Here is a 12,059-nt window from a genome sequence, read left to right as displayed (position 1 = left end):
ACCGAAAACAAGCACGCCGCCAAGCCATACCTAGGTATGGGCGACCCAGGGCCCTAAAACGCCAAGCCCAGCCCGATGGTCCAGCCGCGCACGCCGTTGCCGATGATGGCCGATCCACGCAGCGTCACGCCCTCGATGCCATAGCCCAGATGGGGCGTCACCACCTCCAGCCCGCCGCCCACCTCTAGGAACTTGTCGAAGCCCAGGAAATCCTGCTGCGACCCGATCAGGATGTTGCCCCGGCTGAAGGCGATCCAGCGAAGGTCGTCGGCGAACAGATGACCCAGCGGGCCGTCCAACTGGGCATTGACGGTGGCGAAGCCGAAGCTGCCGGTGGATTTCAAGGACGGGTCGCTGACGCGGCTGGGGATGTCGGCGAACTCGCTGAAGCGGCCCATCAGGTGCAGGCGCAGGCCGTCGGCCAGGGCGCGCTCGTGCAGCACTTCCACCCCGCCGCCGGCCAGGAAGCTGTCGATGCGCATGCTGGTCAGGATGCCGCCCGTGCTCTCCCGCAACAGGTCGGCATTGGGGCCGGCGAATTCCCCGCTGCCGCGGATGCGGGTGTAGCCGCCCAGGGCGACCGGCCGGACGGAGGTGGAACCGCCGATCGGGATGTCCAGGCCGAAGCCCCCCAGGGCGGAATAGGATTTGTAGTTTTCCTTCACCACGTCCGGCGCGCCGGTATCGGCGCCCAAGGCCGTCTGGTGCCAGGCCGTCTCATAGCCCAGCGTTACCTCCAGGTAGGGGGCGACGCTGTCGGTATCGTCCTTGTCGCGGAAGCTGTGGGTGATGGGCAGCTTGTAGCCGTGCAGCGTGATCTCATTGCTGCTGTAGCGGGCGGCGCTGGCGTCGGGCGTGCCGCCGAAGACGCCCAGGGTCTCGAAGCCGTGGCCGATGTCCTCCGCCTTCAACTGCTCGCGCACCGCGTCGCGTATCGCCTCGGCGCTGACGCCCGAGGTCGTGGTCTGCGCCCGCGCCGTGGGGGGAAATAAAGCGGGGACCAAGGCGATCGTCAGGGCGGCCGCCAGGGTCGTGCGCCGCCAGGGTGAGAATAGTCCACGCCGATTTTCCATACGCACCGATCCCTGTCTGCCGCCATGCCTGCTAGGGAAATGCCACGCACCCGCCCGCCGGCAAGTTGCCAAGAGGAATAACTGAAAAATATTGTTGAATATATTTTATTGACGCAAACGACTGCCGATGTTTGAAATTATCCAACGGCGCGGGCTGGACGGATGAGGTTGGAAATGACGGCGATGGCGAAGGTCGAGCAACGGGCCCAGATGTGGGGCGAGGCGTGCCTGCCCTTGGCGGCGCTGCTGTATCTCATGTTGCTGGGCATGCTGTATGGCGGCGCGCCGGTGTGACGCCCGCGTGGACTTGATTGTCCGCGCCCAGCTTGTGGAATATGCCCGGATATGAAAACGGCGGCCGCGGGATGACCCGGGCCGCCGTTTCATTTAAGGCTAAAGGCGCTGCGTCAGTTGGTCGCCGGGCGCTGCGAGGTGCGGTCCACCAGGCCGGCCCAGTTGCTGACCGAGATGAAATGGGCATAGGCCAGGGCCAGCCAGCCGCGCTCGCGCCAGCGCTGGAAGTCCTCGGCCGGCAGCTGGTTGAATTTGGCTTCATCGATGACCTTGAAGCCGGCCAGGCTCAGCTTCTGGCCGTCCTTCAGGGTGACGTCGGCGCGGTTCTCCACCAGCAGGTCGGCCTTGATCAGGGCCTCCACGAACTCGGTGGTGGCGTTGTAGTGGCCCTGGTAGTCGCTGCAGAAGGCCAGGGCGTTGCGGGTGACCTCGGTGGGCTGGCCGCCCTCGAACAGCTTGTTGGGGCCGCCGTGGCTGAGGCTGGAGGCCGCCTCGTCGATGCACAGGGTGAATTCCGCCTTCTCGCGGTTCTCCAGGAAGATGAAGGGGTAGCGGCGGACATAGGCGGGGATGTAGGCGCCGGATTCCCAGGTGCCGTCGGCGTCCACGAACAGGTTCTCGCCATTGCGCAAGCCCAGCAGCGCCACGGCCTGGGGCGGGGCGCCGTCCAGGAACAGGATGGGGTAGTGCTTGCAGGCCAGCGTGAACTCCGCCGCAATCACCGGCACGGAGTTGGAGCCGGCGGCGAACTGGTAGCCGGCGGCGGGCGCCAGCGACAGGTCGCCGTCACGCTCCGCGGCCAGGGGGCGGGGGCGCTGGTAGAAGGCGGGAAGGGTCTGCGTGCTCATCTCTGTTCCAAGTCCCGGATCAATTGGGGTTATGAGTTATGCGCCGTTCCCCGCGCCGCTGGCGGCCAGGGCCTGGCAATCTTGAAGTTAGTGGTGCTGCGCCCGCCCGTGGTCAACGTCGGGGATGGGGTAATGCCCATCCCCGCACGCTACCACCGATGGCGGGGGGAAGGGCACCGCTATTCATCCCCCCAATTGGACATGACCCGCCGGGCCTTATTCCGCCACTTGCGCCAGCCGCCCGCTGTACCGGTTGGCGGGGATGGGCAGGCCCAGGTGGCCGCGCAGGGTGCGGGCCGTGTAATCGGCGCGGAACAGGCCCCGGCGCTGCAGGATGGGAACCACCTTGTCCGTGAACTGGGCGAAGGCGCCGGGCTTGGTGACATGGATGTTGAAGCCGTCGGCCGCCCGCCCGGTGAACCAGCGCTCGATCTCGTCGGCCACCGCCTCCGGCGTGCCGACGAAGCCGGAGCGCCAGCGGCCGAAACGCCACGCCGCCTCACGCAGGGTCAGGCCTTCCTCCCGCGCGGTCTTGATGATGCGCTCCGCATGGCCCTTGTAGCCGTTCAGGCTGACATGGCTGAGGTCGGGGAAAGGCGCGTCGAGGTCGTACAGGCGGAAGTCGTGGTAGTTGAAGGGACGGCCCAGCTGGACCAGCAGCTTGTCCAAATCCAGTTCCGCCTCGTGTGCTGCGGCCAGGCGGTCCGCCTCCTCCTGCGTGTCGGCGATGGTGACGGTCAGGCCGGGCAGGACGACGATGTGGTCGGGGTTGCGCCCTTGGGCGGCGGCGCGCGCCTTCAAGTCGGCGTAGTAGGCCTGGGCCGCCTCGAACCCGTCGGCGCTGGCGAAGGTGGCGTCAGCGATGGTGGCACCCAGGTCGCGGCCAGCGTCGCTGTCGCCCGCCTGAAAGATGACCGGCTGGCCCTGCGGGCTGCGGGTCAGGGCCAGGGGCCCGGCGACGGAGAAGAAGCGGCCCTTGTGGTTCAGCGCGTGCTGCTTGGTCTTGTCCAGGAACACGCCCGCCGCCTTGTCGCGGGGGAAGGCGTCATCCTCATAGCTGTCCCACAGGCCTTGGACGACGGACACGAACTCCGGGCGCGCTGGTAACGCTCCGCATGGTCGAGGTGGTGGTCCCGGCCATAGTTGCGGGCGGCGCCTTCCAGCCCGGTGGTCACCACGTTCCAGCCGGCGCGTCCGCGGCTGATGTTGTCCAGCGAGCCGAACTGGCGGGCGACGTTGTACGGCTCCCAGTATGAAGTGGTCAGCGTGCCCACCAGCCCGATGTGGCTGGTGGAAACGGCCAGGGCCGACAGCAGGGTCAGCGGTTCCAACCGGTTCAGGAAATGGGGGGCGCTGTCGGGCGTGATGTAGGGACTGTCGACGATGAAGACCAGGTCGAACTTGGCGGCCTCCGCCTGGCGGGCGGCGTCGATGTACCAATTGATGTCGATGCTGGCGTCGCCGGGCAGGTCGGGGTCGCGCCAGTCGTCGTGGCTGGTGCCGACGCCGGCCAGGATGGCGCCCAGGTGCAGGGAACGGGTCATGGTGCGTGTCTCCAGTCGGCGGCCGAGCTGGCCGCCGGTTGATCGGTTCGGGATGGGGCTATCTCAAGGAAAGTCTAGCGCCGCCGGACCGCCGGGAAATTTTGGAAATCGTGCAGCGACTGTTTGGCGGCGCTGAAGGATGGCTCAGAACTTCACCGACACGCGGCTGTAGTAATAGCCGCCGGTGATGCCGAAGGGGGAGAACAGGCCATATTTGTTCAGGCCGGTCTTGGCGTCGACGATGCCGATGGCATCGGGATAGACGTCGAATAGGTTGTTGGCGCCCAGGCTGACGCTGATGCGGTCGGTCAGGTCCACGCCCACATCCAGGTCGGTGATCCATTTGGCGCCGAAGGTGCGGTCGTTGGCGGCCACCGTGCCGGCCTCGGTATAGCTCCCGTAGCGCGTGACGCGGGTATCGATATGCAGGCGGTCCCAGTGCCAGTTGGCGGACAGGATGGCCTTGCCACGCGGCGTGCCGTCGGTCAGGTCCGCCTGGCGCTGCCGGTCGAACAGGGCGTAGCCCAGGCTGGACAGCTGGATGGGCGTCGGCTTGATGTGGGTGATGTAGGTGCGCGTCCAGCTGTAGGCGGCCCCCAGCCGTACGTCGCCGGCGTCGCCCAGATCGACCAGGTAGTTGGCCACGGCGTCCACGCCCTCCGTCCGGGTGTCGACGGCGTTGGTGTAGTACTGCGCCGACAGCCCGGGGGCGAAACCGGCCCGCTGCAGGATGGTGGAAACGGCGTTGCCGGTCAGCAGCCCGGTTTCGACGATGCGGTCCTTGATGTCGATGCGGTAGGCGTCCAGCGTCAGCTGCAGGCCGTGCGCCGGTTCCGCTGTCACACCCACGCTGTAGTTGGTGGAGGTCTCGGGCGTCAGCGGCGTGGCGCCCAGGGCCTTGGCCTCGCCCGAGGTCGCGGGCAGCACCTTGATGGGCAAGGTGATGTAATTGCCGGCGGCATCCACCGTGCCGGTGAAGGTGGAGGAGGCGTAGATGGTCTGCGCCAGCGAGGGCGCGCGGAAGCCGTTGCTGACCGTGCCGCGCAGGGCGTAGCCGGGCGCCAGCTCATAACGGGTGGCCAGCTTGCCGCTGGCGGTGTCGCCCACGGCGCCGGTGTAGTGCTCCACCCGGCCGGCGGCGTCCACCGACCAGGCGGGCGTCAGGTTGGTGGCCAGGTCGATATAGGCCGCGGCGTTGTTGCGGGCGATGGCGCCGCTGTCGGCGGGCGAGGTGCCGGTGTAGGAGGCCAGGCCCGGCTGCGGATGCTGCCCGGCGTAGTAGCCGCTGGGAATGACGTAGCTGCCGATGATGTAGCTGGCCGGGTCGCCGGGGTCGATCTCATAGCGCTCATACCGGTGTTCCAGGCCCCAGGCCACGGTCACGGGGGCGGGCAGGCCCAGATCCAGGGCCCGGCTGACGTCCAGATCCGTGGTCACCTGGTCGAAGATCTGGTCGGCCAGGTGGAAATAGGTGGGGCTGGTCGGGCCCAAGGTGGCGTTCAGCGTGTTCTCGCCGTCCAGCTTGGCATCGTCGCGGCCGTAGGTGGTGCTGAGGTCCCAGGACCATGAGGCGATCTCACCCCGCCCGCCCACCGTGGTCTGGAAATCCGTCTCCCAGATGCGGCGCAGGGCGTTGAAGCCGTTGGGATACACCTCGGGCAGGGAGTTGATGTTGTTAGGCAGGAAGCTGCCGGTGTTCTTGCGTGAGCGGCGCTTGGACACGGTGCTGAAGGAATAGAGGGTGACATCGTCCCCTATCGGCAGTTCCGCGTTGTACGACCCGCTGTAGATCGTCTCCTGCCCCGGGCCGTAGCTGCTGCCGTAGAAGGTGCGGTCGGCCGTGGCCTCGCGCGGGTCGCGGGCACCGTTGGCCAGGGGGTTGTACAGGTTGGCCACGCTGGTGGGCGCGGCGCGGCTGGCCGACTGGTTGTCCTTATAGTCGGCGGAGAGATTGAGGAAGCCTTGCCGGGGCAACTCCAGCCCGTAATTGGCGGCGACGTGCTTGGTGAAGCCGTCACCGCCATAGTTCTGGCCCAGGCTGCTTTCCACGCTGCCGCCCTCGGGCGCGTTCTTCAGGATGACGTTGATGACGCCGGCGATGGCGTCGGAGCCATACTGGGCGGCGGCCCCGTCGCGCAGCACCTCGATATGGTCGATGGCGCCCACCGGGATGAGGTCCAGATCCACCGGCACGCCGCCGTTGGCGATGCGCGCCAGATTATTGATCAGCGCCGTGTTGTGCCGGCGCTTGCCGTTGACCAGCACCAGCGCCTGGTCGCCGTTCAGGCCGCGCATGGTGGTGGAGCGCACGGTCCAGCTGGTGCCACCGCCGTTCACGCCGGGCAGGTTGAAGGACGGCACCAGCTGGTTCAGCAGTTCCTTCAGGCCGACCTTGCCCGTTTCCGCCAAAGCCGCCGAGCCGACGACATCGATGGGGGAGGGGCTGTCGATGGCCGCCCGGCTGCCGCCGCGCAGGCCGGTCACCACCGTTTCCTGCACCGCGTCCAATTCCACACTATCGCTGGTCAGGGCCCCGGTGGTCGCGGTCGCCGGGGCGGCCAGCTCCCCCGCGTGCGCCGTGACGGCAACGGTGGGCAGGGCCAGCGCGGTGGCCAGCAGCAGGATCTTGTGACGGCTCAGAATAGCAGCGGCATGCATGTAAAACCCCCTTGGGCCCGACTTGGCACGCCTGCCGGGCTTCCCCGATGTTGAATAAAGCGTTGGGTTTTTAGACAGGCCGCCGCCCTGGCCCGTAAATCGACTTATCCTTGAGGATTTGATGAGGGCACTAAATTGGTAGTCAGGCCGCGCATCATTGCGGCGGGCCGCCCGGGATGAGGCCTTGGAAAGGCTGGATTCTTATAATGCACTAAATAAGTGTGAAATATGGAGCTATGCGATATATTGTACATCGCTATGCTGCGGACTCAGGTTGCTGTCTTGCGTATCGGCATGTGTAATTGGGGTCAATGAGAACCCATGGACAGTGAGGACCGTGCCCCATGCCCCCCAATCTGCCCACCGAGCTGCTGCGCACCTTCGTCGCCATCGTTGACGCCGGCACCCTGCAGAAGGCGACGGAGCGCATCTTCCTGACCCAGTCGGCCCTCAGCCTGCAGATCAAGCGGCTGGAGGACCTGTTGCAGACGCAGCTGTTCCTGCGTGAGGGGCGGCGCCTGACGCTGGCGCCGGCGGGGGTGACCTTGCTGGGTTTCGCCCGCAAGATCCTGGAAATGAACGAGCAGGCGGTCAGCGCCGTTACTGCCGGCGCCTTCGCCGGCCCGGTGCGGGTGGGCATGGTGCAGGACATGACCGACACGCTGCTGACCGGGGTGCTGGCCAGCTACGCCCAGATCCATCCCCAGGCGCAATTGCACGCCCGCATCGCCGGCACCGCCGAACTGCTGGAACAGATGACGGCCGACCGGCTGGATGTGGTGGCGGGCTTTGGCCCGGCGGGGGACCCCAACGGGGTGCTGACCGTGCCGGTGCGCTGGATGGGCAATCCGGAACTGTTGAGTGCCGACGTGCTGCCCCTGGTGGTGCTGGAAACGCCCTGCCGCTTCCGCGAGGCGGCGCTGGCGGCCCTGGACCGCATCGGCCGGCCCCACCGCATCGTGGTGGAAACGCCCAACCTGTCCAGCCTGCGCGCCGCCGTGCGCGCCGGCCTGGGCCTGACCTGCCGCGCCATGGCCTTCGACCCGCTGCCGCCCCTGCCGCTGGGTGTGCTGCCGCCCCTGGCCCCCGTCAGCGTCATCCTGGCCCATCGTCCCAACCCGTCGGAATCCATCACCAGCCTGATCAGTCTGGTGCACCAGGCGATCAGCGCCCAAGGCGCCGGGGACGACGATGGCGAAGAGGATGAGCCGCGGGCCAACGCGGCATGAGGATGGGTGTGCTGTTATGGGAGAAAGCCGCGCTGCAGTAGCCAGTCCTGAAACAGGCGGGGCCACGCCTCTTCTCCGGTAACGCCCATTGCCAGCCCCACCCCGTGGGGGCCATGGTCAAACAGATGGATGTCGTTGGGCACCCCCGCGTCACGCAGGGCCTGCGCCAGCAGAAGGCTGTTCTTGGAGCTGACACGCTGGTCATCCAGCCCGTCGAATAGGAAAACCGCCGGCGCGTCCGGGCCAATCTGCGTCTGGGCGGAAAGTTGTTGTTCCAGGGCGGCCCGCTCTGCGCCGTGGTAGCCGGCCAACAGGTGTCTGACGCTGCCGGACGGCGGCACCACGGCAGGATCAAGGGCGACCAAGGGATAACCCAGCCCCAGGACGGCCACCGTGTCGTCCGCCGCATCGATGACGTCCCCTGGGGTGAAGCCGAAATCGTCTTTGGGCCGGAAGGCGATCAGGGCGGCCAAGTGGCCGCCGGCGGAAAAGCCAAACACGCCGATGCGATTGGGGTCCACCCCATAGCGGGCCGACAGGGTGCGGACGAGCCGCACCGCGCGGCGGCCATCCCAGAGCGGCACGGGGTAGCGGTACGTCCCGTCCGGCTGCACCAGCCGGTAGGACAGCAAAAAGGTGGTGATCTTGAGGTGTTCGGCGAAATAGGCCGCGACCGTCGCCTGCTCGCGCTCGTTGGACAGGTGATCGTAGCCGCCGCCGGGGATGAGCACGAGGGCCGGGCCGGGATCCACACCGCCTGCCCGGAAAACCTGGACGAACGGGATGTCGCGACAGGGCTCATCCCCCACCGCCCCCGGCGCCCGCCCAGGCCACAGGCGAATATCATCAGGATTGGCCGCCTCATAGCAGGGGTAGGCAGCCCCGGCGGTCGTGGGCGCCGTCTGGCCCCACGCTCTGGTTCCCGTCGCCAGCACCCAAATCAGAAGACCGGCAGCGGGCACATAGTACGTCCACCTGGACCGTCGCATGCTTTTCCCCGTCGAGGACTGGTGCGCCTCACCATCCGCGCCGGCGCGCGAACCGATATTGGCGATGTCCCGGACGGGGCGCAATGCGGGGGCTGGATCGCCCACGCGAAAGGGTCAGCTATCATACCCCGGCGACTCCCGGGCCAGGCGGCGCAGCAGGCCGGCCCAGGGCAGTTTGGCGTGGTCGGGGCGGTGGTTGGCCACCTGCTGGCGCACCTCGGCCTGGGCGTGCTGGGGCGCCAGCAGGATGCCGTCGCGGCCGGCGCTGAGGGTGCGCACCTGCAGGGTGGCGGAACGTTCCAGGGCATGGATGCCCAGGAAGGCATGGGCGGCAGTGGGGCCCAGGGCCAGGGTGCCGTGGTTGCGCAGCAGCATCAGGCTCTTGTCGCCCAGATCAGCCACCAGCCGCTCCCGCTCATCCAGATGCAGGGCGATGCCTTCATAGTCGTGATAGGCCAGGCGCGGAATGACGGTCAGGGAATGCTGGTTCAGGGGCAGCAGCCCCTCCTTGTGCGCCGAGACGGCGATGCCGTCGGCGGTGTGCAGATGGATGACGAACTTGGCGTCATGCCGGGCGCCGTGGATGGCGGAATGGATGGTGAAACCCGCCGGGTTGATGCCATATTCCGTGTCGCCCCACACCGGCGCCTGCAGGATGTTCCCGTCCAGGTCCACCTTCACCAGGCTGCTGGCCGTGATCTCATCGAAGTACAGGCCATAGGGGTTGATCAGGAAGTGCTCTTCCGGGCCCGGCACGCGGGCGGAGATGTGGGTGTAGATCAGGTCGGTCCAGCCGAACAGCGCCACCAGGCGGTAGAGCGCCGCCAGTTCAACCCGCGTCTGCCACTCCGCCTCATCCACCTGCCCCTTCAGGGACTGGATGCCCAGGTAGGATCCGTCCGCCATCCTCATTCTCCATCGCGTTGATTGGCCTTCAGCGTCGATCCACGCGGGCGGGACGTCAAATTGGGGATTTTAAAGCTTGGCTTGAGCGTTCCTTGGACCGCCACCGCTCAAGGAACTGTTGAAACTTATCAAACAGTCGCCGGTGCGCCCGTCCGCTAGCCTGGGTTCTCGCTGCAATGGCATGGGTTTGGGTGCATCATGGCTTGGGGTCGGGATTGGTCGCGACGCGGCTTTTTGCGGGCGGGTGCGGGTTTGGGCGTGGTCGTCGCCGGCCCAGCGCTGCTGACGGCCTGTGATGATAAGAAGGCGCCCGGCGTCCTGAAGGTGGGGGACCAGCGCGGCGGGTTGCAGGCCCTGCTCAGCGCCTATCCCGATGACAAACCCGGCCTGGACTATCAGGTGGAATGGGCGCAGTTCCCCAACGCCGCCCCGGTGATCGAGGCCTTGAACGCCCGGGCCATCGACGTGGGCGCGGTGGGCGACGCGCCCTTCGGCTTCGGCTTGGCGGGCAAGGCGCAGATCAAGGCGGTCTCCGCCTATCGTTCCAGCGGTGAGGGCACGGCCGTGCTGGTGAAGCCGGATGGCCCGGTCCGGGCGGTGGCCGACCTCGCCGGCCGCACGGTCGCCACCAGCAAGGGGTCCATCGGCCATTTCCTGGTGCTGCGCGCCCTGGCGGAGGTGGGCGTGCCGGTGGACAGGGTGACCATCGCCTTCCTGGCGCCCAACGACGCCAAGGCCGCCCTGCTGGCCGGCAGCATCGACGCCTGGGCCACCTGGGACCCCTATACCGCCCTGGGGGAATTGCACGACGGGCTGAAGGTGCTGGTGAACGCGCAGGGGCGCATGCCCGGCCTGTCCTATCTGCTGTCCACGCCGGCGGCGCTGTCCGCCCGCCGCGCCCTGGTGCGGGACTTCGTGGCCCGCATCGACCGGGCGCGGGAGTATTCCGCCGCCAAGCCCGACGCCTACGCCGCGGTCTTCGCCCAGCAGACGGGCGTGCCGGCGGAGGTGGCGGCCCTGATGATCCGCCGCACCAACTTCCATCCCGTACCGCTGGACGATGGCATCATCGCCGACCAGCAGAGCATCGTGGACCAGTTCGCCAAGGTGGGGCTGGGTGGCGATGGCCTGGACGTGCGGCCGGCCTTCGAGCGGGTGCTGTAGAGGCCGCCTGTATCAGGAGGGCTGGTCGTCCGGCTGCTCATCCACCAGCAGCGTCTCCACCTCCGACGCGCGGGTCAGGGTGATGTCCACGGGGCAGCGGTTGGCGATGGACAGCAGCTTGGCGCGCTGCTCCGCATCCAAGGGGCCTTCCAGGGTGATGGTGCGGGTGAACAGGTCGGCGGGTGTCTGGTCCGCCCGCTTGGTGTGCACCACCCGCGTCTGGGCGCGCACCAGGGGCAGGCCCTTGCGCTCCGCATACATGCGCATGGTCATGGTGGTGCAGGCGGCCAAGCCCGCCGACACGAAGTCATAGGGGGCGAGGCCGCTGTTCAGGCCGCCCACGTCCACCGGCTCATCCGCCAGGAACTGGTGCGGGCCGCTGCGCATGGCCAGCTGGTAGCGGCCGCGACCCGTTTCCATCGCCAGCACGCCTTCGGCCTCGCCATGCGGATCCGGCGTCTCCCCCTGCTGCGGCAGGTAGCGGCTGGCCCAGGCGGCGATGACGGCGGCCGCGTAGTCGGCGTCCGCCGGGCGGGTCAGCAGATGGTCGGCGTCGTCCAGCGAGACGAAGCTCTTGGGATGCTTGGCCGCCACGAAGATGCGGGTGGCGTTGTCGATGCCCACCGTCATGTCGCCCGGGGCGTGCAGGATCAGCAGCGGACGGCGCAGGCGGGCGATGCGTGTCGCCAAATCCTGTTCGCGGGCATCATCGACGAAGCTCTGGCGGATCACGAAGGGCCGGCCGGCCAGGTCGACCTCGGCCTCGCCCTCCGCCTCGATGCGGTTCAGCGCCTCCGGTCCGAAGGTCTGCAGCACATGGGCCACATCGGACGGGGCGGCGATGGTCACGACGGCCTTGACCGTGGGCATGTCGCCGGCGGCGGCCAGGGCCGCGGCCCCGCCGAAGCTGTGGCCCACCAGCAGGCTGGGCGGCATGCCCGCCTGGGTCATGGCCGCATAGGCCGCCATCAGGTCATCGACATCGGCTGCGAAGCCGCCATCGGCGAAGTCACCGCCGCTTTTGCCCAGCCCGGCGAAGTCGAAGCGCAGCACGCCGATGCCGGTCATGGCCAGGGCGCGGGCCAGCCGCGTGGTGGCCAGGCTGTCCTTTCCGCAGGTGAAGCAGTGGGCGAAGATGGCCCAGCCGCGCGGCGTACCCTCCGCCGGCTCGATCCGGCCGGACAACCGGTACCCCTTGGCGCTGTCGAAATCGAACTGCTGGCTGGCCATGGCGGCCTCCCTTCCCTCTGCCTGCCGTTCTTGTAGCACCGCCAGCGGGGCAATGGCCAAGCCGTCCGCCGCCACGCAACGAAATCTCCATGCTTGAGAATTTTCAAACATTCACAGCATGAGA

At 67.7% G+C, this 12,059-nt stretch carries 8 protein-coding genes and 1 pseudogene; 2 read left to right on the top strand and 7 right to left on the bottom strand.

What is annotated here, in order from left to right; translation table 11 throughout:
- Nucleotides 1-53 precede the first annotated feature (53 nt).
- From Y958_RS18820 to Y958_RS18805, 4 genes and pseudogenes are all read right to left on the bottom strand, one after another.
- Nucleotides 54-1,073, bottom strand: coding sequence for a hypothetical protein (locus tag Y958_RS18820; RefSeq protein ID WP_088873481.1), 1,020 nt, complete (start codon nucleotides 1,071-1,073; stop codon nucleotides 54-56).
- Nucleotides 1,074-1,480: 407 nt separating this feature from the next.
- The gene (locus tag Y958_RS18815; RefSeq protein WP_088873480.1) at nucleotides 1,481-2,215 is read right to left on the bottom strand and encodes a SapC family protein; all 735 of its coding nucleotides are present in this window, start codon (nucleotides 2,213-2,215) and stop codon (nucleotides 1,481-1,483) included.
- A 216-nt stretch (nucleotides 2,216-2,431) separates the two neighbouring features.
- A pseudogene (locus tag Y958_RS18810) lies at nucleotides 2,432-3,759 on the bottom strand (LLM class flavin-dependent oxidoreductase).
- A 144-nt stretch (nucleotides 3,760-3,903) separates the two neighbouring features.
- The gene (locus Y958_RS18805; RefSeq protein ID WP_244909455.1) at nucleotides 3,904-6,417 is read right to left on the bottom strand and encodes a TonB-dependent receptor plug domain-containing protein; all 2,514 of its coding nucleotides are present in this window, start codon (nucleotides 6,415-6,417) and stop codon (nucleotides 3,904-3,906) included.
- 344 nt (nucleotides 6,418-6,761) lie between these two features.
- Here Y958_RS18805 and Y958_RS18800 point away from each other — a divergent pair, with 344 nt between their 5' ends.
- A complete protein-coding gene (locus tag Y958_RS18800; RefSeq protein ID WP_088873479.1) occupies nucleotides 6,762-7,646 on the top strand; it encodes a LysR substrate-binding domain-containing protein in 885 nt (294 codons plus the stop codon).
- Between the two features lie 14 nt (nucleotides 7,647-7,660).
- Here the strand turns inward: Y958_RS18800 and Y958_RS18795 are convergent, their stop codons facing one another.
- Both Y958_RS18795 and Y958_RS18790 read right to left on the bottom strand, forming a co-directional pair.
- Entirely contained in the window at nucleotides 7,661-8,455 is a 795-nt protein-coding gene (locus tag Y958_RS18795) for an alpha/beta hydrolase (protein WP_186291343.1), read from the bottom strand.
- Nucleotides 8,456-8,749: 294 nt separating this feature from the next.
- Entirely contained in the window at nucleotides 8,750-9,541 is a 792-nt protein-coding gene (locus Y958_RS18790) for a class II aldolase/adducin family protein (protein ID WP_088873477.1), read from the bottom strand.
- 258 nt (nucleotides 9,542-9,799) lie between these two features.
- Here Y958_RS18790 and Y958_RS18785 point away from each other — a divergent pair, with 258 nt between their 5' ends.
- Nucleotides 9,800-10,705 (top strand): ABC transporter substrate-binding protein, encoded by a 906-nt coding sequence (locus tag Y958_RS18785; RefSeq protein ID WP_244909581.1) that lies wholly within the window; start codon nucleotides 9,800-9,802, stop codon nucleotides 10,703-10,705.
- 12 nt (nucleotides 10,706-10,717) lie between these two features.
- Here Y958_RS18785 and Y958_RS18780 read toward each other — a convergent pair whose 3' ends face one another.
- Nucleotides 10,718-11,935, bottom strand: coding sequence for a bifunctional alpha/beta hydrolase/OsmC family protein (locus Y958_RS18780; protein ID WP_088873475.1), 1,218 nt, complete (start codon nucleotides 11,933-11,935; stop codon nucleotides 10,718-10,720).
- Nucleotides 11,936-12,059: the final 124 nt, after the last annotated feature.

The organism is Nitrospirillum viridazoti CBAmc, assembly GCF_000730165.1.
Lineage (GTDB): Bacteria > Pseudomonadota > Alphaproteobacteria > Azospirillales > Azospirillaceae > Nitrospirillum > Nitrospirillum viridazoti.
The sequence above is the reverse complement of the archived record's forward strand: the minus strand, read 5'-3'. Positions and strand labels throughout refer to the sequence as shown.

Excerpts from the sequence above, each read along its gene's own strand:
- Y958_RS18800 (WP_088873479.1), top strand. The coding sequence starts at position 6,762 with ATGCCCCCCAATCTGCCCACCGAGCTGCTGCGCACCTTCGTCGCCATC.
- Y958_RS18780 (WP_088873475.1), bottom strand. The coding sequence starts at position 11,935 with ATGGCCAGCCAGCAGTTCGATTTCGACAGCGCCAAGGGGTACCGGTTG.
- Y958_RS18790 (WP_088873477.1), bottom strand. The coding sequence starts at position 9,541 with ATGGCGGACGGATCCTACCTGGGCATCCAGTCCCTGAAGGGGCAGGTG.
- Y958_RS18805 (WP_244909455.1), bottom strand. The coding sequence starts at position 6,417 with ATGCATGCCGCTGCTATTCTGAGCCGTCACAAGATCCTGCTGCTGGCC.
- Y958_RS18815 (WP_088873480.1), bottom strand. The coding sequence starts at position 2,215 with ATGAGCACGCAGACCCTTCCCGCCTTCTACCAGCGCCCCCGCCCCCTG.
- Y958_RS18820 (WP_088873481.1), bottom strand. The coding sequence starts at position 1,073 with ATGGAAAATCGGCGTGGACTATTCTCACCCTGGCGGCGCACGACCCTG.